Consider the following 19,801-nt stretch of genomic DNA (forward strand, 5'->3'; position numbering starts at 1 on the left):
TTCCCTGAACTAATAATATTTCCCCGAGGATTTTCATGGCCGATCAAGAAGCGGCACCCTCTGCTCAAACCTGGACGCATCGCTGGACGTTTGTTCTGGCCGCAGCTGGCTCTGCTATCGGTCTGGGTAATCTGTGGAAGTTCCCTTATATCACCGGCGTAAATGGCGGTGGAGCGTTTGTCCTTGTTTATCTGGTATGTATAGCTCTTGTCGGCATACCTATCATGATGGCTGAAACAGCCCTTGGTCGGCATGGTCGCCACAGCCCTATTAATAGTATGCGGGAACTTGCCCGTGAGTCCGGTGCCAGCCGTTGGTGGGGAATGGTTGGTTGGATGGGGGCTTTTACCGGCTTCCTGATTCTTTCTTTCTATAGTGTTGTTGCCGGTTGGGCAATTGCTTATACCCTTGAAATGTTTGCCGGTGTTTTCCAGGGAATGACGCCGGCAGAGGTTGGCGGTAATTTTGAAAGCCTTCTGGGTGATCCAGTTAAACTCACAATCTGGCATACCGTGTTCATGATTATGACCGGGTTTGTAATAGCTCGCGGTATTCATAAAGGGCTGGAAAGCAGCGTTCGCGTTATGATGCCGGCGTTGTTTGCCCTGCTGCTGGCAGTGTTGGGTTACAGTGTGGTTGAGTCCGGGCACTTTATGGAAGGTGTTAACTTTATGTTTGCCTTCAACCCAGAAGACTTGAGCTGGGACGCTGTTCTTGCTGCCATGGGCCATGCTTTCTTCACCCTGAGCCTGGGTATGTGCACCATCATGGCATACGGCGCCTACATGCCTAAGAAGGCTTCTATCAGCCGCACTGTGGGTTCGGTTGTTGTTCTTGATACTCTTATTGCCTTGGTTGCTGGTCTGGCTATTTTCCCACTGGTATTCGCCAATAATATGGAGCCAGGTGGTGGCCCAGGACTGTTGTTTGTTACTCTGACTTCAGCTTTTGCAAGCCTGCCTGGTGGTCAAATCTTCGGTGGTATCTTCTTCCTGCTGGTTGTTCTGGCAGCTTTGAGTTCTTCTATATCTTTGGTTGAACCAACTGTAGCCTGGGTTATAGAGCGCTTCCCTGTCAGTCGTGCCGCTGCAACATCTGTTTATTGTGCGCTGGTATGGTTGTTCGGCCTTGGGACTGTGCTGTCGTTTAATGAATGGTCTGGCGAAAGTGCACAGATTTTCGGCATGACCTTCTTTGAGTTTATCGATTATCTGACTGCCAATATCACACTACCTCTGGGTGGATTGCTGATAGCTATCTTTGCTGGTTGGACGATGAAGCGTTCCTACATTTACAAAGAACTGAACCTTCCTCTGGGGGCTTTCAATCTTTGGCGTGCTATGTGCCGGGTTATCGCACCGATTTGTGTTATGGTGATTTTCTACTTCTCCACAATCGAAGAGCCGCTGATGGAGCTGCTTGGAATGGCTGGTCAGTAAGGAAACACGAGTAAGGAAGCAATAGCTCTGTGAAAAAAGTACAACGCTCTGCATTGGTTATGCATTCTGCAGAGAATATGTATCGGCTGGTTAATGACGTAGAGTCCTACCCCGGTTTTCTGCCCTGGTGTGCCGGGGCGGAATTGCTCGAGAGTTCTGATACTGCACTAGAAGCTCGCGTTGATGTAAGTCGTGGTGGTGTTTCAGGCAGCTTTGTTACCCGCAATGTTATGAGGCCTGGTGAGTATATTGAAATTACCCTGAAAGATGGGCCTTTCACTGCACTTACTGGTGTCTGGACATTCAAACCACTTATGGAGGGAGCGTGCAAGGTCTCTCTCGATCTGGCCTTTGAAATGGACAGTAGTCTTTTAAAGTCTGCCGTTGGCAAAGTGTTCGAACAGGTTGCGTCCACTATGGTCGATGCATTCTGTACCCGAGCAGATGAGGTGTATGGGTAGTTCGATGAGCGGTAAAGAAATAACGGTTGAAGTTGCCTTTGCATTGCCAGACCGGCAGAAAATTATCAGCCTTCATGTGCCGGAAGGTACAACGCTGTTTGAAACGGCTGAGCTGTCGGGTATTTGTGATTACTTTCCAGAGATTGATCTGTCTACTTCCAAGATGGGGATATTTGGGAAAGCGGTTGCGAAACCTGCAGAGCAGGTTATTAAATCGGGTGAGAGGGTTGAGATTTATAGAGGCTTGATTGCCGACCCTAAAGAAGTTCGTCGAAAGCGGGCAGAAAAAGCAAAGGCTGCTAAAACTGCAGAATAGTTTTGGAAGTGAATAAAAAACCGGACACTATGTCCGGTTTTTTATGTCTGGCAAATGGTTAGAACATCCAGTCGAGCCAGGAACCTTCTTCGTCTTTAGCGGTTTTTTCTGCCTTGTTTTTTGCGTCTTTTGCATCGGCGCTGGCAGCTTTACGAACCTGGTCATCTACCCGGTTATCATTTCCACCTGGGCGCACATCACCTTCGAAGTAAGCAAGAGCGTCGTTTGCGAAGAATACACTCAGGGTTTGCTGGGTGCGCTCTTGGCCACCAGGCTGGAAGCTGTATATATAATCCCAGCGAGAAGCATTGTAAGTGTCGGGCAGCAGGGGCTCGCCCATAACAAACTTCACCTGCTCGCGGGTCATGCCCGGGCGCAGCTGGTTAACCATATCCTGGGTGATAACATTGCCTTGCTGAATATCTATTTTATAAGCGCCCGGAAAGCTCAGCAGCTTGGCGTTATTATCTGAAAACCAGGAACACCCACCCATAAGGGTTGCTGAAAGAACCAGGGCGAACGTTGCCTTTTGCTTTTGCATCGTCTACTGACTTCCACTATCTTGGACGGAAATGAGATAATCCCCAGCTTATTACATCTCCAGGGGTTTAGAAAGGGATACTTGGGTGGAAAATCAAGAGCTTCGTAAGGTTGGATTAAAGGTTACATTGCCCCGGGTCAAGATTCTGCAGATTCTGGAGAATTCTGCAGATCGGCATATGAGCGCGGAAGATGTTTATAAGGCGCTGATTGAGGCTGAGGAAGACGTTGGCCTGGCTACGGTATATCGCGTACTGACTCAGTTCGAAAGTGCCGGGCTGGTAATTCGCCATAACTTTGATGGTGGGCATTCGGTATTTGAGCTGGCCAGTGGTGAGCACCACGACCACATGGTGTGTATGGATACCGGGCAGATCATTGAGTTTCGTAATCAGGAAATTGAAAAAATTCAGCATATGATTGCTGAAGAGCATGGCTATGATCTGGTGGATCACAACCTGGTTTTGTATGTAAAAACCAAATCGGAATAGTCTCTTTCTAACCAGCCTGGTGAAAAGAGGATGCAGAGGGTTCGCCCTCTGCACGTTTGGTAGCGGCTTACCTTATTACCTTAATATTCCAGTAAGGTCGTCAAGTAGCTGTGTTTGTTGTCTGGTGGCTTCTGCCACGGTATCGGACATAACGTTGAGTGAAAATTCAAGTTGAGCACCAGTCAATCCAGGTTTTGCTAGCAGGTGCCTGTATTTCAGGTAGAACTGCTTGGTGTACTCAAATGCGTTGTGGGCTGCGTAGGGTGCCATCAAACGAGCCATAACGGGATTCTTGAAACCTGTTATATAGTCAAACTTTTCAAATGTATGGAAGTCCTTCTTCCACATTCCTTTAACCATGACCTGATAGCGGCTCTGAGCGGTTCTCACAGTGTCGTCGCTTTGTAGTTTTTTTAATGCCCTGAAGAGCGAGTCGTTAGACTTGTGCTTTGTAAGATCCGGGGCTATGGCCTGTTTATAAAAGACAATACCGTTAAAGGCTTCTGCATGACTGATGTACATGTTTTCTGCAATAGGCATCAGTGCACGTTTATGGTCTTCGTGTAAAACTCCATAGCTGTCTAGAGAGTGAACAATGGCAGACCAGAACACTGGGATGTAAAAGATTTCCCGAACATCATGGTCGCTTCGTTTAAAGCACTCATAGCTGTACAGCCTCTGCCCCATATAGCGATCCATTTCTGCAAGTCGGCTTACAATATTGTTAACCATTTCATCAGAAAGGGAAAAACCGAGTTGACTTTTATCGGTTGGAGCCTGCAGTGAATCCAGCTGGGTTGCGTTTCCTGGATTAAGAGCCATGTAGATAAAGCCCAGCATACGAACCTGTAAGTCCTGGATATAGAGCCCTCTCAGCATTTCCACAATAGGGTTGGGATTTCTGGCTGAGGGAGAGTTATAAAAATCCGGAAACAAGCGGGGGTTATTAAAGTATGTTGTTAAATATTTCAGTTGCAGCAACATACCCTCTATCAGCTCTTTATCTACTCCAGCTGTCTGGAGGCGGGCATAACGCAGTGTTTGCGTATGGTCGTAGGTTTGCATGTCATAAATGATCTGATATACACGCCCCTTCTTTAATTCTGGGCTCATAGTGTTTTGATTATTGGCCACAGTCAGACCGGAAAATAGCATTAGAAATGCCGTAATAATCAGATTTTGGCAGGTGTATTTCATAGTAACCTCTTAAAATTGCTTCCAGTTGATTGCTGGCTTACCTGCCATAATTCTCAGAGCCTGTGCTGCATACCCAATTTGGAGCTCAATAACCCGGCCTGGAATTGAATGTTTTCTCCTGTTAATTATCTGGGTGCTAATAACATCTCCCAGAGTCTCAGGTGAGGCGCTGTCCTCACCGTTGTATGCGAGTGCTTCACACATGCTTTTATTTCCACGTAGCTCACGCATTTCGAGGTGGTGGAGGCATGTTCTTACAGTCCAGAGTTTTGATACATCTATTAGCTTTTGAGCTTCTGGTTTTACTAGTTCTCGTAACTCTTCATATTGGTAGAGGTCGTTGAATACGGCTGTTATGGCAGTTGATAGCTGAACTTCTGAGTTGTCATTGTTAACTGTGAGTAATGTGGAACTGTGTGCTGACAGAATTTCATGAAATGCCGCCATGAGCTGATTAAGGGCACCATGTTCGAGAAGAACCTGTTCAAGGCTACCCTTATGGGCCTCGGCGCTGCTGGCTTCTGAACCTGTAATAATATTGCTCATGCCGCTATGAGTGCTTGTATTGATGAAAGACTTTTCTTTTGGCAAACCCAGAGAAATATCTCCTAAGCCACGCTCAGGGTTCAGGTAGATGTGCAGCATAATTACCTCGGCGTATATCTTTGAAAAATCCCCTACGCTCTCTTTGTGTTTTGAGGCTTCAGAAAGACGCTTTGCAAAAGTATTAATGACATCCTTTGGCACGTTGTCGACATTGATAATTTCTCGAACAAACTGTTTATCAAAATCTAGTCTTGAGCGTGCTTTTCGAACTCTCCAATATTCCTCATTGTGATCAAGTTCGAGCAATTCTTCAGAAAGAAGGTCCAGCCTTTGATCAAGACTCTGGCCGCCAGTTGCTCCTGTGTTAGTTTCACCTGAAGAGCCTGTGCCAGTTGAAATAGACGATGACTGTTCCTGTGAGGTCTGCTTTGTTCTCATTTTCTTGTTATAGGCAAGAGCTTTTTTAGCGCTTGTTGGCTCTCTCGCACTGATTGCTTTATTGATACCCTTCTTCCAGTCCTCTTGAGCGACCACTTCATTGACTATGGCTTTGGCACCATCAAAGATTTCAAACTGCTCTTGGTCCAGCTTATTGAAATGGCCAGCTAAAGCCTTGTCTGTGTCTTTATGAGAATCTTGCAGACGTCTTAATTTCAGAAATTCGGTTGAATCTGTCGGGCCATTGCCAGGGATGATTTCTGCCCATCGGGCAACTTCTTGGGATAAGGCCTCTTTAGCGGTTTCGAAATCGCCATTGGCGTAGGCAAGTAGCGATGCAGTCGCACAGGCTGCAAAGAAAGTGAGTGCTTTCTTGAGGTGTTTGTTTCCCATGGTCTCCCTCTTGTCTATCAAGTCGTGAACTGAGCTTGTTAGACAGAGGAGGGAAGGAAATTATGCTAACCAGAGTGTTAGTTCAGGCAACAGATTCTGCAGGAGTGGAGCGGGTAATCATCTCCTGGGCATGTGCAAGGGTCTGGTCTGTGATCTCTAGCCCTCCCAGCATGCGGGCTACTTCTTGAGTGCGGCTGTCATCTTTAAGAGTTGATATTCTGGTACTGGTGCTGTTTTTTCCCAGTTTCTTGCTGACATGCAGGTGAGTGTGGCCCTGTGATGCCACCTGTGGCTGGTGGGTCACACACATAACCTGGCCTTGTCCGCCAAGCTCTCGCAGCAAACGGCCGACAATTTCTGCTGTACCGCCGCCAATACCCACATCGACCTCATCGAATACCAGAGTAGAAATGCCGGAAGTGCGGGCGGTAATTACCTGTATAGCCAGGCTGACCCGGGACAGTTCACCACCAGAAGCAACTTTATCCAAAGGTTTTGGAGCTGAACCGGGGTTGGTGGTGACGAGAAAGCGAATATCTTCCATTCCCTGACTGCGAGGAGTTGTCTCTTGGGTATTGAGCTCGACTTCAAATTTACCCTTCGGCATACCCAGTTCGTGAATATGTTTGCTAACAGCTTTGTTGAGCTTTCCAGCGCCTTTGGTTCGTTTGTCCGTCAGTTTCTTCGCTGCAATGAAGTAATCCTGCTCCAGAGTTGAAAGTGTCTGTTCCATCTCTTCCAGCTTTTCATCGCTGCACTGCAGGCCTTCAAGCTCCTGTTGCAGTTCCGTATGGAAACTGTGCAGGGTATCGGGCTGCACATGATGTTTGCGCGCCAGGGTATAAGTCGCTGACAGTTGTTCAGTAATATCGGCCAGACGAGCAGGATCTGCCTCAAAGTTATCTACAAACCGATTCATCTCACCAATAGCTTCTTCCACCTGTATCTGTGCGGTGGAAAGCATTTCTATGGTGTCCTGTAGCGCCGGAATATCCAGCCCAAGATCAACCAGTAATTGCTGGCATAGAGTTAGGCTGTGAAGAACGTTACCACTGTCGTTTTCTGAGCACAGGTTTAAAACCTGCTGGCAGGTATGCAAACTGGTTTCAGCATTGGAGAGTTGCTTCTGCTCGCTTTCAAGTTCTTCAACTTCCCCTTCAGAAATAGAAAGGCGATCCAGCTCTTCAACCTGATATTGAAGTAGTTGAAGACGAGCGTTCTGCTCCTGCCCTCTGTTTTTCAATTCTTCGAGTAGGTTTTTCTGGTGTTTCCACTCTTGCCAGAGCTGAGAAGTCTTCGTGGCAAGTTCTGCACAGCCAGCGTATTCATCCAGAAGTTTTTGATGGGTAGCTGGGCGAAGCAAGGATTGCTGTTCATGCTGGGCGTGAATATCAACCAGCATTTCTCCAATCTGGCGTAAATCGGAAAGTGGGGAGGGTGTGCCGTTAATATAGCCTCGGCTACGACCTTCTTTGGTGATCACCCGTCGTAGAATGCATTCGTCATCAATATCCAGTTCTTTCTTTTGCAACCACTTGCTGGCTTCAGGAAGGTTGGATATATCAAAAGTTGCCCGAATATCTGCCCGCTCACAGCCTGGGCGAACGCAGTCATTACCTGCTCTGACTCCAATGGTTAGAGAAAGAGCATCCAGCATAATGGATTTGCCAGCGCCGGTTTCACCGGTAATAACGGTCATACCTTTGGGGATCTCAAGGTCGAGTTGATCCACAATGGCGTAATGGCTGATAGACAGATGGGTGAGCATGGGAGGAGTCCCGACTATGTACCTGTTTATTTATACAGTAATCGGCAAGGGCGGTGAGTTCAATCCCTTAATCTGAAAAATCCTTACAAATCCCCTTGAATGTTCCGGGGGAGTCCCCAATATATGCGCCATAGTTTTTTATGAACCGTTGCGCGATGCTGTTCCTTCACTAAGGAGCCCAGCTGCAGGATGGGAGTTGCAGGATGACTGAAGATCAAAATAAAGCCGGTGAGCAGGTTGAAGAAACCGTAGCTCCTGAAGCAGCAGAAGCAGTTGCAGAGGATGTAACTGTTGAAGAAGGCACTACTAGCGAAAATGCTGCCGCGGAAGAAGATTCCCTTGCTGCGCTGCAGAACGAGCTTGTTCGTGCTCAGGATGACCTGACCAAGGCTCAAGAGCAGGCTCTACGAGCTGTTGCCGAAGCCCAGAATGTTAAGCGTCGTGCCCAGCAGGATGTTGAGAAGGCTCACAAGTTTGCTCTGGATAAGTTTGTTGAATCCCTGCTTCCAGTCGTGGACAGCTTGGAAAATGGTCTGAAAAGTGTTGAGTCCAGCGATGGTTCCCATGATGCCATGCGTGAAGGTATGGAGCTCACTTTGAAGCTGTTTGTGGATACTCTGTCTAAGCATCAGGTTGAGCAATTAAACCCAGTTGGTGAGCCTCTGGACCCTAACTTCCATCAGGCAATTACCATGGTTCCAAACCCGGATATGGAGCCAAGCACTGTTATGGATGTTATTCAGAAGGGTTACACCCTGAACGGGCGTGTTGTTCGTCCGGCAATGGTTGTAGTTGCTAAAGCACCCTGATTGATTGCCTTTGAAGTTTGAAGAGCGGGAGTTTCGTACAGAAACTCCCGTTTTTTATCCGCTGGTGAAGCGGAAAGATGCAACATCGTAGGCGTCTTGTGCAGCCTGCGTTGTTGAGTTTTGCCCGTCTTCAAGTTGGGCGATAATCTCGTTCATCTCTTTTTCCTGCTCACGCATCAGGGCTTCAAATTCAGCCAGCCAGCGTGCGTCATCTTCTGCCGTAGACTCTGCTGGAATAGAGGCAGTATTTTGTGTGGCTTCCGTGGTGCCTTCGGTTGGAGAGTTTTCAGTAATATCTGTTGCCGGTACACCTTCATCTGTTGAGGGTGGAACTTCAGGCAGGGTGCCTGCTGAAGCTTCTTCACCGGCATCAATTTGTGCCTGAAGAAGCACAACATCTTTGAAGAATGCAATCTCCCCGTTTTTTTGCCAGACATTGCCCTCGTTGGAACTGTGCTTGGAAACGAGTTCTGTCATGGCCTGATAGGTGCTTTCATCAATACGGTCTTCGGCACGCATTTTGTGAAGAAGGTTTATTGTGTCTTTTTTTGGCTTGTCAGAAATCCGTTCAAAAGGGGAGTATTTACTGAACTCGTCAACGACTTCTCGCAATTCAGGAGATAGTGTTGGTGGTGGTGTGTCCACAAGGCCGTTGAGCTGAAGGTCGATAATGGCGACTTTCTGCATAGCTTTGTCGTATTCGGCGTTCATCTTCTTACCGTAACCAGCCGCACCGGCTATACCGAAACTGAAAACGTTAGCAAAGGCTAGTTTTACTTTGGCGCACTTACCCTGGTTTTGTGCTTCCTGCCGTTCTTTTCTCAGCTCTTCCAGCTCGGTTTTTCTTTCGTCCTGAATCTTTTTTACGTCAGCCTTTTTGGCTTCAGCGTTAGAGATTGCCAGCTCATCATTGGTCTGGCTGACTTCGGCATTAAGGCCGGCTAGAAGTGCTGATAATTCTGAAGGGTTAAGGGAGGACAGGTAAGCCGCGGCTTCAGGGTTTGGCTCAGGTATCCCAGCTGTTGGACTGGATTTTCTGGCGGCATCAGTCCCTTGCGTATGGCTGACAGAAAGATTATCCGATCCGGCCCGGTTAGTTCCGTCCGATCGTTGAACTTCATCTGTCTGTTGGACTGATCCCGGGCTTCCCGGTTGTATGCGTGGCTGGCCGCCTACGCCTCCATCAATGCCGCCTGCCATACTCAGCCCTCACTGCCTTTCTGCTTTTTCTTGCCGGAACCTTCCAGAATTCTGCTGGCCAAGCGCCACTCACGGGAAAATTCGTTCTTATCTGACGCCATTTTTTCTGCCACCTGCATGTAGATCTTGGCGTCTTTTTTGTTTTTGTTCTTAATCATGCACAGAGCCAGATTGAGTACAGGGCGTGGGTCGGTCATATCCATTTCCACGGCTTGTTCCAAGATCATCTGTGCCGCCTGATAGTTTTCGAGGCGATACTCACAGGCTCCCAAAGCCGCGAAATATTCAGGGTTGGTATGATCCTGAACGCAGAGGTAGCGCATTATGTTGCGCGCTTTCTCAAACTTCTCGCTCTCGTAGTTCTGGTGGCCCAAGCCATAAATGGCGTCCAGCAGCTTTGGATCCATTTTTTTCAGGCTGGCAATAGTGTGCCCCTGGAAAAGAATGCCTACGCCTTCTTTGGGAATGCCACTGGCTTTTAATACTTGCTTAAGAACACCCATATTGTGCTGCCTCAGCAGAAACCGGTCTCTGTGTGTGGGGTAACGGCATGTGTGGTGGAAGAGTTTAGGAAGGGAGGTGCTTAGGGGGGGGGGGGGCTGCAATTTCCTGTCGTTGCGCAGCGTTGGAGCTGCTGGCTGGAAGCCTGAAGATTTGTTTTCTGACACTCAGAAAAGACAGGATTTACCCATGATTGAAAAAAAATGAAAAAAAGTCACAGGCTTCCCCTTGAAAAGGTTTTAGGCCGTTCCCATATATCGAGCCAAGCAGTCAGTAAGGCGGATGGAAGGCAAAGCTACATTAGGGCTAAGCCTCACCCGAGCCGCTGCAAGGCTGACAAGGGCAATTTCTTTCTGAATTAGGGTTTATCCCGTTTTTTATGTTCAAGCCTTCGCCCGGGGCGAAGTGAACGGAGAGGGTTTTCGATGAGCAACAGCAAAATTATCGGTATCGACCTGGGTACCACCAACTCTTGCGTATCCGTACTGGATGGCGACAGTGTAAAGGTTATTGAGAACGCTGAAGGCGCTCGTACTACACCTTCCATCATTGCTTACACCGACGATGGTGAAATTCTGGTAGGTATGCCTGCTAAGCGTCAGGCGGTAACCAACCCAGACAGCACTTTGTTTGCTATCAAGCGTCTGATCGGCCGTCGCTTCGAAGATAAAGAAGTTCAGAAAGATATCGAAATGGTGCCTTACAAAATTGCTAAGGCAGATAACGGTGACGCATGGGTTGAAGTAAAAGGCGACACCATGGCTCCTCCTCAGATCTCCGCTGAGATTCTGAAGAAGATGAAGAAGACCGCTGAAGATTATCTGGGTCACGGTGTTACCGAAGCTGTTGTCACTGTACCTGCTTACTTCAACGACGCTCAGCGTCAGGCTACCAAAGACGCTGGCCGCATCGCGGGTCTGGACGTTAAGCGTATTATCAACGAGCCAACTGCTGCTGCTCTGGCTTACGGTCTGGACAAGGCCAAGGGCGACCAGACTATCGCTGTATACGACCTGGGTGGTGGTACTTTCGATATCTCCGTTATCGAAATTGCTGACGTTGACGGCGAGCACCAGTTTGAAGTGCTGTCCACCAACGGCGACACCTTCCTGGGTGGTGAAGATTTCGACATGCGTCTGATCAACTTCCTGGCTGATGAGTTCAAGAAGGATCAGGGCATTGATCTGAAGGGTGACCCTCTGGCCATGCAGCGTCTGAAAGAAGCTGCTGAAAAGGCCAAGATCGAACTGTCCTCTGCGACTCAGACTGACGTAAACCTGCCTTACGTGACTGCAGACGCGACTGGTCCTAAGCACCTGAACGTTAAAGTAACCCGCGCCAAGCTGGAGTCTCTGGTAGAAGAGCTGGTTGCCCGTTCTCTGGAACCTGTACGTCAGGCTGTTAAAGACGCTGACCTGAGCGTTTCCGACATCGACGAAGTTATCCTGGTTGGTGGTCAGACCCGTATGCCTCTGGTTCAGCAGAAGGTTGCTGAATTCTTCGGTAAAGAAGCTCGTAAGGACGTTAACCCTGACGAAGCTGTAGCCATGGGTGCTGCTCTGCAGGGTGGCGTACTGTCCGGTGACCGTACCGACGTTCTGCTGCTGGATGTAACTCCGCTGACTCTGGGTATTGAAACCATGGGTGGCGTGATGACTCCTTTGATTGAGAAGAACACCACTATCCCAACCAAGAAGTCTCAGGTTTTCTCCACCGCGGAAGACAACCAGTCTGCAGTAACTATTCATGTACTGCAGGGTGAGCGTAAGCAGGCGCATGGCAACAAGTCTCTGGGCCAGTTCAATCTGGAAGGTATTCCTGCTGCTCAGCGTGGCATGCCACAGATCGAAGTTTCCTTCGACCTGGATGCTAACGGTATTCTGAACGTGTCTGCTAAAGACAAGAACACCGGTAAAGAGCAGTCCATCGTGATCAAGGCTTCTTCCGGTCTGTCCGATGAAGAAATCGATCAAATGGTTCGCGACGCCGAAGCTAACGCTGAGGAAGACAAGAAGTTTGAAGAGCTGGCTGGTGCCCGTAACCAGGCAGACGCCATGATTCACGCGACTCGCAAGACTCTGGAAGAAGCTGGTGACAAGGCTTCCGAAGAAGAGAAGAACGCAGTTGAAGCCGCTATTAAAGAGCTGGAAGAAGCTGTAAAGGCTGACGACAAAGAAGCTATCGACACCAAGACTCAGGCTCTGGTTCAGGCTTCCGGTCCTCTGGCTCAGAAGATGGCCGACGAAGCTGGACAGGCTCAGCCTGGCGCAGACGCTCAGGCTGACGCTGGTGCCAAGGACGATGACGTTGTTGACGCTGAGTTCGAAGAAGTGAAAGACGACAAGAAGTAAGTCGATCTTTCATATCGCTCTCTAGAGAGTGAGTTGCATGCGCGGGAGTTAGCTCCCGCGTTTGCGTAGATGGTTTATGTAAAAAGCTGTGTAAAAAGCAGCCAAGAATTTTCAGGTTGGCACCAGGTTTAAAACGGTTATGTCGAAAAGAGATTATTACGAGGTACTCGGGATTGCCCGGGATGCCAGCGACAAAGAGATGAAGAAGGCTTATCGCCGCATGGCGATGAAGTTTCATCCAGACCGAAATCCTGGCGACAAGGACGCAGAAGAAAGCTTTAAGGAAGTGAATGAAGCTTTCGAAATGCTTTCTGACCCCCAAAAGCGCGCAGCCTACGATCAATATGGTCACGCCGGTGTAGACCCAAGCATGGGTGGCGGTGCTGGTGGATTCGGTGGCGGCTTTGGTGGCGGTGCCGGCAACTTCGGCGATATTTTCGGTGATGTTTTTGGCGACATCTTTGGTGGCGGCGCAGGTGGTGGCGGTGGTCGTTCCAGCGTTCAGCGTGGTGCCGACCTGCGTTACTCCCTTGAGCTTGATCTTGAAGATGCGGTTCGTGGCGTAGAAAAGAAAATCCGTATTCCAACTCTGGTGGAATGTGGAACCTGTGATGGTTCTGGTGCCAAGAAAGGCTCTTCGGCTGCAACCTGTGGAACCTGTCAGGGGCACGGTCAGGTTCGTATGCAACAGGGTTTCTTTGCTGTTCAGCAGACCTGCCCGGAATGTCGCGGTTCTGGCAAGGTGATAAAAGACCCTTGTCGTGATTGTCACGGCGAAGGCCGGATTCAGGAATACAAGACACTGTCAGTCAAAGTGCCTAAGGGTGTGGATACTGGCGACCGTATTCGCCTATCTGGTGAAGGTGAAGCCGGAGCCAATGGTGGCCCAGCTGGCGATCTGTATGTACAGATTGATGTGCGTGAGCATGAAATCTTCCAGCGGGATGGCAAACATCTTTACTGTGAAGTTCCAGTGACTTTCACTGATGCTGCTTTGGGGGGCGAGCTGGAAGTGCCAACCTTGGATGGCAAGGTTAAGCTGAAGATTCCACCTGAGACTCAAACTGGCAAGATGTTCCGCTTGCGTGGTAAGGGCGTTGTTCCTGTTCGCGGTGGCAGCCAGGGCGATCTTATCTGTAAGGTTGTTGTGGAAACTCCGGTGAAACTGACTTCTCGCCAGAAAGAACTGCTGGCAGAGTTGCAGCAGACTTTCGAAGGTGATCACAAGCACTCCCCACAGAAGCGCAGCTTCTTTGACGGCGTGAAGAAATTCTTTGACGGAATGACTTCCTGATGATGCTGGCTGCCTGAGCCCTTCAGGCAGCCTCTTCCGCTTTTTCTTTTGCTCTTTTCCTAACCTTTTCCAGTTTTGATGCTGGCTGGTAATCTGCCCGATGATTGCCGGAAACCCGCCTGAGATATTTTTCTCTCTGACGCTGTCCCATTCTATTTGCCAGCTGTGTTGCTCCCGGAATAACAGCTCTGAGTAGTTCTGCAGGTTTTTTGATTAAAGCAATAAGCGGAATGAAAAACTTGCTGTAGCGGCCCGGAATTTCTAATTGCTCTCCCAAAGTGTTTCCAATAAACAATCGAGTGATTCCAGCGCCAAGGTGCATTTTTATCGGAGCTATAAACCTTTGTAGTGGCGTATTAGCAAGGTGATAAGGCACCTTGTAGAGAGACTTGGTGAGTGTAGCGCTGCCTTCATCCGGATCATCCTGAATACTGGTTACCAGATAAAGAATACGGGCCGCCTCTCTTTCTGTTGCTGGCAGGCGATTCTCATCAATGCCCATCAGGTAACCGACATAACGCCACAGGTGCATAATGGCCTGGCTTTCTTTCTCGGTGTAATGGCAACCCAGCGCTTTGCTGCAGGTGAGGTAGTTAAACGAGAACAGCAGGTTAGTGCCCAGCATATCGGTCTGATTAATAGGAATTCCCAGATCTTCTGTTTGCCAGCCATTGGTGTCCTGATTATCCAAAATCATTTGACGAACCATGGCATGCATCACGCGCACTCTAACCACAGCCTTAAAGCCTTCTCCTGATCGTTGCATACTGCCAGGGCGGGTAACATCGGTTACGAACTGCGTTGTTTCAATAACACGCTTGTCGGCTTTATAGCTAAGCCTTCCGGTCATTAGCAGCGGTTTAATAACGCTGGCTGCTGCGTAACCTCCCATCAGGCTGACATAAGTGAGAATGTAGCGGCCAATATAAGGGTTGCGCTGGTAAGCTTGCGCGCCAAGCTGTAGCTGTGCCCAGTCGAGCCAGACTGGTGTTCTATCCAGCTGCTTAAAAAGATTAACAAGCTCTTCCGGCGGGTTGGGTTGGCTGCCAATGCCATTGGTGAGTGCGGCATCAAGAAGTTTTCGCCCTTCGCCAGGAGGAAGTTTCTTACTGGCTTGTACCCATTTGTCGGCTAAAAGATCACCGCGCATCCAGCCGTCAATGCCTTGTTGCAGCTGGCTGTTGTCGGGCATTGGATTCGCTCTGATGACAAAGCGTTCCAGAATGCGCAAAGGGTATTTGTGGCGGTTGCTTTCAGGAGTGCGATAGCGGCTGGGGGCGTTTGGAAAAAGTGTTTGTGCTGGAGCCATAAGAATGTGTTTATGTCGTGTTTTCTTAAACTCTATTCTTTTGGCGAAATTCAGGCTGTAAGAATTGGCGTCTAGAGTGTGTGATTTTCGGTCATCTGGTTGCGATGTTGCTGTGGTGACAGGCCACTCATGCGTTTGAAGGCGTGCACAAAATTACTGCGATCGCTGTAACCCAGCTCTCGGGCAATCTGTTCCGTGGAGAGAGAAGTTTCTTCCAGAAGGTGTATTGCCTGCCTTTTTATCACCTGTTCTCTCAGTTGGGAAAAACTTGTTGATGATGAGTTGAGTTTTCTCTGTAAAGTTCTGGGGCTCATATTCAGGAACTTGGCAGCCTTTTGAGCGGTGAAATCTTGCTCATGAATATGGTTATGAATCAGTTTTGATACTTCTCTAACTGTACTGTCTGGCTGCTCCTGGAGAGTACTGCTGGCCTTTTGCCTCAACTGTTGATTGCGGGAGAAGTTGGCACTGAGCATGGGGGCATCAAGTAGCTTTCCGGAAACTACAAAAATGTCCTGCTGACAGTTGAAGGATACAGGGCATCCAAAAATTTCTTGGTATTTATCAAGATAGTTTGTTCTATCGTGGCGAAACTCAATGCGAGATGGCTGAACGGGTTCGCCCAGAAAAATCCCTCCCAAGGTTGTGAGAGCACTGAAAAGTGTGTCGGCGTAGAAGGCCTTGCTACCTATAAGGCGTTTGTCGTGTGAGGCGTAAATAAGATGTACTTCGGAGTCGTACTCTTTCAGTTGTAAATCAAAGGATGGATGCAGCAGTTCTTTGAACCTGGAAAAGTTCTGAATAGCAACTCTGGGGGTTGGGCAGCTGGCTATTAAAGGGCCAAATGTTCCGAGAGTTTCGGCTTGTATGTGCTGGCCAAGAAGTAACCCTGCGTGAGGGACGTTTGCGCTTTCTATTAAAAGCTCGATGATTGACTCAAGCTGGGCTGCAGAAATGCTGGTGGCTCTGTTCTCTGCCTGATTCAGATCGATATCGGCGCTGGCAAATAGCTGTTCAGGGTTTTTCCTGCAATGTAATGCGAGGCTTCTTATTGCTGGGAGCAGTGAAGAAAGGTTCGGTGTATCGACCATTATCAGCTTTATTGTTGTGTGCAGTGTCTGATTTTATATCGTGCTTTGGGTTTTTCCTGCAATGTAACTTTCACAGAAACTTCATACTCTTACACCCTGTTCGTGAACTATGTTGAAAGGATGGGGTTAAAGAGAGCGTGTAGTGTGAAGGGTTTTATTCGAAAGTTGTTTGGTAAAAAAATAAATACAAACAGTGCTGATTTGGCAGAAGACATAAAAACAAAGAGGACGAAACAATCGCCCTCCAGTTCATCAACAAAGCGTTTAACGAAACACTTTCTCCGTGGGCTGGATTAATCGATTTTCACGCTGGCCGCCTGAAATTGCTGTGGGGGTGTTACATAAGCATCCTGCGCAGCAATAAGTTGCAGCTCGCGGCTCTTGGTTGCCCAGGTTTTTTCAAACAGGGCAAAGATTGCGCCTGCCGTATGTTCCAAAGTTTTCTTCAGGTTGCGGGTGCGCAGATATTTTGCCAGGAATACCGCAGCGGTTGCATCGCCGGAGCCATTAACGGGATAAGGGAACTCAAGGCGTGGGGTGGCGACAATCCATGCTTCGTTCTTATCCACAGCCAGCATTTCAATCACGCCGGGCTGAGCGTCAGTGCGAGTCAGGCTGGTAACCAATACTTTTGATGGGCCGATCTTCTGCAGTTCTTTAACGGCTTTCAGGGCGTCTTCCAGGGTATTCACTTTGTGGCCGGTAAGAAGCTCCAGCTCAAAGTGGTTTGGTGTGAGGATGTCAGCACGCTGCAAAACCTTGTCCCGGAAAAACTCAGGAATACCGGTTCGCACAAAAATGCCCCGGTCGGTATCACCAATAACCGGGTCGCAGCAGTAAAGAGCTTCAGGGTTTTCGGATTTTACTTTGTCTACGGCATCAAGAATGGCTGAACCCAACTCGGGTGCTCCCATATAGCCAGACAGTACGGCTGTACATTCTTTCAAAACACCACGGTCTTCTATTCCCGCGATCACTTCACTGACTGTGCCGGGTTCAAAAACAGGCCCGCGCCAGGAGCCATGTCCTGTGTGGTTGGAAAACATAACCGTGTGAACCGGCCAAACCTCAAAACCCATGCGTTGAAGAGGGAAAACGGCGGATGCGTTACCTGCATGGCCGTATGCGACATGGGATTGAATAGACAGAATATTCATGCCAGCAAAGCGCTCATTATAAAGAGAGGAGTTGAAGGACAAGGTTAGCGCTATGGTTCAGGAATTAATATGCATCTGAATCATGATTTCACTGCTTTTGTGGTTGTGGTATTTGCCTTGTGGCTTTGCGCTGCGATAATTGCCTGCGAAATAGGCACTTAGAAGACACTGTAAACAGGGCAACAGGATAAAAAGATGACAAGAATAGCTGTAGTCGGCGCTGCCGGTCGTATGGGAAAGGCCCTGATTCAGGCTGTTGTACAGGATGAGGCAACAACACTAACTGCGGCGACTGATCGTCCTGGCAGCTCGTTGATTGGTGCGGATGTTGGTGAACTGGCGGGCGTTGGTAAGCTTGGCGTTGAATTGAAAGAAGACCTGTCATCCGTAGTTGATGATTTTGATGTGCTGATTGATTTCACTACACCTGAAAGCACCATGAATCATGTTGCTATCTGTCGTGCGAATGGCAAAGGTATTGTTATCGGCACAACCGGGTTGGATGAATCTCAAAAAAATACATTGAAAGAAGCTGGCAGCTCTATCCCTGTTATCTTTGCACCCAATATGAGCGTGGGTGTAAACCTGATTTTCAAATTGCTCGAAACCGCAGCCCGGGTTATGGGCGATGAAAGCGATATCGAGATTGTAGAAGCTCACCATCGTCATAAAGTTGATGCTCCATCCGGTACCGCTCTGCATATGGGCGAAATTATCGCTGATACTCTGGGGCGGGACTTAAGCAAGTGTGCGGTATATGGTCGCGAAGGTCATACCGGAGCCCGTGATAAAGACACTATCGGCTTCGCCACAATTCGCGGTGGCGACATTGTTGGCGAGCACAATGCCATGTTTATTGCTGAGGGTGAGCGGGTTGAGATTGGCATTCGTTCAGCCAGCCGGGCGACTTATGCTAATGGCGCTGTTCGCGGGGCTAAGTGGTTGCAGGGGAAAGGTGCAGGCCTGTTCGATATGCAGGATGTCCTTGATCTCCGTTGATTGCTTATAAGGTATTAACCGAATTAATGTAGGTATAAATGGATAAGTTCGCACATCTTTGTTAGGATGCGTGAAATTTGCCTTGAGTATGGCAGGACGCCAGATCTGATGAGCAGTTTGAGGTGAGAATTCACCTCGGCAAGAAGAAAACAAATAAATCAGAGGCGAGATGGAACTTGGTTGCATCTCGCCTTTTTGCGGACTGAATATGACAACAGCAGCGTTGTGCAGCAGGAGGACGCTTTGAGCAGGACGGCCATACTTGCTCTTGAGGACGGCAGCATCTTCCACGGTATCGCCATCGGTAGTGATGGGGAAACCAGTGGTGAAGTAGTCTTCAATACCGCAATGACCGGGTACCAGGAAATTCTTACCGATCCCTCCTATGCCCGGCAAATTGTGACTCTCACTTATCCTCATATCGGTAATACCGGAACCACTCCGGAAGACGAAGAAGCCAGTCAGCTCTGGTCTGCCGGTCTTGTTATTCGTGATCTCCCCCTTCTTGCCAGTAACTGGCGTAATTCCCAGCCCCTTGATGAATACCTCGAAAGTAACAATATCGTTGCTATCGCAGATATTGATACCCGGCGTTTAACTCGCATCCTCCGAGAGAAAGGCTCTCAGAATGGTGCGATTGTTGCCGGGGCAGGCGCGACAGAAGAAAGAGCGCTGGAGCTGGCCAAGGCATTCCCTGGCCTTAAAGGCATGGATCTGGCGAAGGAAGTCACGGCTCAGGAAAATTATTCCTGGACGGAAGGTGTCTGGGAGCTTGAGTCCGACAGTCATATCGATCGGGCAGACTCTTCCCGCTTCCATGTCGTGGCTTACGATTTCGGTGTAAAACGTAACATTTTGCGAATGCTGGCTGAGCGCGGCTGCCGGTTAACGGTTGTTCCTGCAACAACTCCAGCGAAAGATGTTCTGGCACTGAACCCTGATGGTGTTTTTCTGTCCAACGGCCCCGGTGATCCGGAACCTTGTGATTACGCGATCACTGCCATACGCGAAATTCTTGAAACAGGTCTGCCGGTGTTTGGTATCTGCCTTGGGCATCAGCTTCTGGCTCTGGCCTCTGGCGCCAAGACTGAGAAGATGAAGTTTGGCCATCATGGTGCGAACCACCCTGTGCAGGATCTGGATTCCGGTGTGGTAATGATTACCAGCCAGAACCATGGCTTCGCTGTTTCAGAAGACAACCTGCCTGAAAACCTGCGTGCAACCCACAAATCTTTGTTTGATGGTTCTTTGCAGGGAATTGAGCGTACAGATGTGCCTGCATTCAGCTTCCAAGGGCACCCAGAAGCCAGCCCGGGGCCTCATGACGTGGCACCATTGTTTGACAGGTTTGTGAGCGAGCTGGAAAAGCGACGATAGTCGGTAAAAGTGTCAGCCTGGCGGCTGGCACGACTACGACTGGGAATAACGTTGCGGCCAAAGGCTTTTTGACCCGGACCGCGTGAATAGAGCTCAACGAAACAAATACAGAGCGCAGAAGAAG

General features: G+C 48.9%; 18 protein-coding genes. 9 read left to right on the plus strand and 9 right to left on the minus strand.

Annotation, left to right across the window (positions count from 1 at the left end; genetic code table 11):
* The first annotated feature begins 35 nt into the window (after positions 1 to 35).
* Genes ACY2RR_RS06715 through ACY2RR_RS06725 form a run of 3 tightly spaced genes read left to right on the plus strand, consistent with a single transcriptional unit; the run spans position 36 to position 2,216 of the window.
* Positions 36 to 1,439 carry a sodium-dependent transporter gene (locus tag ACY2RR_RS06715; protein WP_490107370.1) on the plus strand — a complete coding sequence of 468 codons (1,404 nt, stop codon included), beginning with the start codon at positions 36 to 38 and terminating at the stop codon, positions 1,437 to 1,439.
* A gap of 29 nt (positions 1,440 to 1,468) precedes the next feature.
* Complete coding sequence (locus ACY2RR_RS06720; protein WP_490107371.1) at positions 1,469 to 1,900, plus strand: type II toxin-antitoxin system RatA family toxin; 432 nt, start codon at positions 1,469 to 1,471, stop codon at positions 1,898 to 1,900.
* Positions 1,901 to 1,904: 4 nt separating this feature from the next.
* A complete protein-coding gene (locus ACY2RR_RS06725; protein ID WP_490107372.1) occupies positions 1,905 to 2,216 on the plus strand; it encodes an RnfH family protein in 312 nt (103 codons plus the stop codon).
* A gap of 58 nt (positions 2,217 to 2,274) precedes the next feature.
* Here ACY2RR_RS06725 and ACY2RR_RS06730 read toward each other — a convergent pair whose 3' ends face one another.
* Positions 2,275 to 2,757, minus strand: a complete 483-nt coding sequence (locus ACY2RR_RS06730) for an outer membrane protein assembly factor BamE (RefSeq protein WP_490107373.1) — start codon at positions 2,755 to 2,757, stop codon at positions 2,275 to 2,277.
* An 85-nt stretch (positions 2,758 to 2,842) separates the two neighbouring features.
* On the opposite strand from ACY2RR_RS06730, the gene fur reads away from it, so the two are divergent.
* A complete protein-coding gene (gene fur, locus ACY2RR_RS06735; RefSeq protein WP_490107374.1) occupies positions 2,843 to 3,247 on the plus strand; it encodes a ferric iron uptake transcriptional regulator in 405 nt (134 codons plus the stop codon).
* A 75-nt stretch (positions 3,248 to 3,322) separates the two neighbouring features.
* Here the strand turns inward: fur and ACY2RR_RS06740 are convergent, their stop codons facing one another.
* The 3 genes from ACY2RR_RS06740 to recN form a co-directional block, all read right to left on the minus strand.
* Positions 3,323 to 4,402, minus strand: coding sequence for a hypothetical protein (locus ACY2RR_RS06740; protein ID WP_490107375.1), 1,080 nt, complete (start codon positions 4,400 to 4,402; stop codon positions 3,323 to 3,325).
* 51 nt (positions 4,403 to 4,453) lie between these two features.
* On the minus strand, positions 4,454 to 5,821 hold the full coding sequence (locus tag ACY2RR_RS06745) for a hypothetical protein (RefSeq protein ID WP_490107376.1): 1,368 nt from the start codon (positions 5,819 to 5,821) through the stop codon (positions 4,454 to 4,456).
* A gap of 82 nt (positions 5,822 to 5,903) precedes the next feature.
* Positions 5,904 to 7,589, minus strand: a complete 1,686-nt coding sequence (gene recN, locus ACY2RR_RS06750; protein WP_490107377.1) for a DNA repair protein RecN — start codon at positions 7,587 to 7,589, stop codon at positions 5,904 to 5,906.
* A gap of 203 nt (positions 7,590 to 7,792) precedes the next feature.
* Here recN and grpE point away from each other — a divergent pair, with 203 nt between their 5' ends.
* On the plus strand, positions 7,793 to 8,398 hold the full coding sequence (gene grpE / locus ACY2RR_RS06755; protein WP_490107378.1) for a nucleotide exchange factor GrpE: 606 nt from the start codon (positions 7,793 to 7,795) through the stop codon (positions 8,396 to 8,398).
* A 54-nt stretch (positions 8,399 to 8,452) separates the two neighbouring features.
* Here the strand turns inward: grpE and ACY2RR_RS06760 are convergent, their stop codons facing one another.
* On the minus strand, positions 8,453 to 9,598 hold the full coding sequence (locus ACY2RR_RS06760; RefSeq protein WP_490107379.1) for a hypothetical protein: 1,146 nt from the start codon (positions 9,596 to 9,598) through the stop codon (positions 8,453 to 8,455).
* 2 nt (positions 9,599 to 9,600) lie between these two features.
* The gene (locus ACY2RR_RS06765) at positions 9,601 to 10,101 is read right to left on the minus strand and encodes a tetratricopeptide repeat protein (protein WP_490107380.1); all 501 of its coding nucleotides are present in this window, start codon (positions 10,099 to 10,101) and stop codon (positions 9,601 to 9,603) included.
* A gap of 423 nt (positions 10,102 to 10,524) precedes the next feature.
* Between ACY2RR_RS06765 and dnaK the strand changes: the two genes are divergently transcribed.
* Positions 10,525 to 12,450 (plus strand): molecular chaperone DnaK, encoded by a 1,926-nt coding sequence (gene dnaK / locus ACY2RR_RS06770; RefSeq protein ID WP_490107381.1) that lies wholly within the window; start codon positions 10,525 to 10,527, stop codon positions 12,448 to 12,450.
* Positions 12,451 to 12,589: 139 nt separating this feature from the next.
* Positions 12,590 to 13,744: a molecular chaperone DnaJ gene (dnaJ, locus tag ACY2RR_RS06775; protein ID WP_490107382.1), complete on the plus strand. Its 1,155-nt coding sequence runs from the start codon at positions 12,590 to 12,592 to the stop codon at positions 13,742 to 13,744.
* 22 nt (positions 13,745 to 13,766) lie between these two features.
* Here the strand turns inward: dnaJ and ACY2RR_RS06780 are convergent, their stop codons facing one another.
* From ACY2RR_RS06780 to pdxY, 3 genes are all read right to left on the minus strand, one after another.
* The gene (locus tag ACY2RR_RS06780) at positions 13,767 to 15,053 is read right to left on the minus strand and encodes an oxygenase MpaB family protein (protein ID WP_490107383.1); all 1,287 of its coding nucleotides are present in this window, start codon (positions 15,051 to 15,053) and stop codon (positions 13,767 to 13,769) included.
* Between the two features lie 71 nt (positions 15,054 to 15,124).
* Entirely contained in the window at positions 15,125 to 16,144 is a 1,020-nt protein-coding gene (locus tag ACY2RR_RS06785; RefSeq protein ID WP_490107384.1) for an AraC family transcriptional regulator ligand-binding domain-containing protein, read from the minus strand.
* 293 nt (positions 16,145 to 16,437) lie between these two features.
* On the minus strand, positions 16,438 to 17,301 hold the full coding sequence (gene pdxY, locus ACY2RR_RS06790; RefSeq protein ID WP_490107385.1) for a pyridoxal kinase PdxY: 864 nt from the start codon (positions 17,299 to 17,301) through the stop codon (positions 16,438 to 16,440).
* Positions 17,302 to 17,496: 195 nt separating this feature from the next.
* On the opposite strand from pdxY, the gene dapB reads away from it, so the two are divergent.
* Together dapB and carA are read left to right on the plus strand one after the other, a co-directional pair.
* On the plus strand, positions 17,497 to 18,300 hold the full coding sequence (gene dapB / locus ACY2RR_RS06795; RefSeq protein WP_490107386.1) for a 4-hydroxy-tetrahydrodipicolinate reductase: 804 nt from the start codon (positions 17,497 to 17,499) through the stop codon (positions 18,298 to 18,300).
* A gap of 243 nt (positions 18,301 to 18,543) precedes the next feature.
* Positions 18,544 to 19,677, plus strand: coding sequence for a glutamine-hydrolyzing carbamoyl-phosphate synthase small subunit (gene carA / locus ACY2RR_RS06800; protein ID WP_490107387.1), 1,134 nt, complete (start codon positions 18,544 to 18,546; stop codon positions 19,675 to 19,677).
* The last annotated feature ends 124 nt before the right edge of the window (positions 19,678 to 19,801 follow it).

Source organism: Parendozoicomonas sp. 2304DJ65-17 (genome assembly GCF_058148445.1).

What these genes read in the sequence shown, in the direction of transcription:
- ACY2RR_RS06765 (WP_490107380.1), bottom strand. Translation starts at nt 10,101, where the DNA reads ATGGGTGTTCTTAAGCAAGTATTAAAAGCCAGTGGCATTCCCAAAGAA.
- ACY2RR_RS06785 (WP_490107384.1), bottom strand. Translation starts at nt 16,144, where the DNA reads ATGGTCGATACACCGAACCTTTCTTCACTGCTCCCAGCAATAAGAAGC.
- ACY2RR_RS06745 (WP_490107376.1), bottom strand. Translation starts at nt 5,821, where the DNA reads ATGGGAAACAAACACCTCAAGAAAGCACTCACTTTCTTTGCAGCCTGT.
- dapB (WP_490107386.1), top strand. Translation starts at nt 17,497, where the DNA reads ATGACAAGAATAGCTGTAGTCGGCGCTGCCGGTCGTATGGGAAAGGCC.
- ACY2RR_RS06715 (WP_490107370.1), top strand. Translation starts at nt 36, where the DNA reads ATGGCCGATCAAGAAGCGGCACCCTCTGCTCAAACCTGGACGCATCGC.
- ACY2RR_RS06730 (WP_490107373.1), bottom strand. Translation starts at nt 2,757, where the DNA reads ATGCAAAAGCAAAAGGCAACGTTCGCCCTGGTTCTTTCAGCAACCCTT.
- ACY2RR_RS06780 (WP_490107383.1), bottom strand. Translation starts at nt 15,053, where the DNA reads ATGGCTCCAGCACAAACACTTTTTCCAAACGCCCCCAGCCGCTATCGC.
- ACY2RR_RS06740 (WP_490107375.1), bottom strand. Translation starts at nt 4,402, where the DNA reads ATGCTATTTTCCGGTCTGACTGTGGCCAATAATCAAAACACTATGAGC.
- dnaK (WP_490107381.1), top strand. Translation starts at nt 10,525, where the DNA reads ATGAGCAACAGCAAAATTATCGGTATCGACCTGGGTACCACCAACTCT.
- dnaJ (WP_490107382.1), top strand. Translation starts at nt 12,590, where the DNA reads ATGTCGAAAAGAGATTATTACGAGGTACTCGGGATTGCCCGGGATGCC.
- ACY2RR_RS06760 (WP_490107379.1), bottom strand. Translation starts at nt 9,598, where the DNA reads ATGGCAGGCGGCATTGATGGAGGCGTAGGCGGCCAGCCACGCATACAA.
- pdxY (WP_490107385.1), bottom strand. Translation starts at nt 17,301, where the DNA reads ATGAATATTCTGTCTATTCAATCCCATGTCGCATACGGCCATGCAGGT.
- recN (WP_490107377.1), bottom strand. Translation starts at nt 7,589, where the DNA reads ATGCTCACCCATCTGTCTATCAGCCATTACGCCATTGTGGATCAACTC.
- ACY2RR_RS06725 (WP_490107372.1), top strand. Translation starts at nt 1,905, where the DNA reads ATGAGCGGTAAAGAAATAACGGTTGAAGTTGCCTTTGCATTGCCAGAC.
- grpE (WP_490107378.1), top strand. Translation starts at nt 7,793, where the DNA reads ATGACTGAAGATCAAAATAAAGCCGGTGAGCAGGTTGAAGAAACCGTA.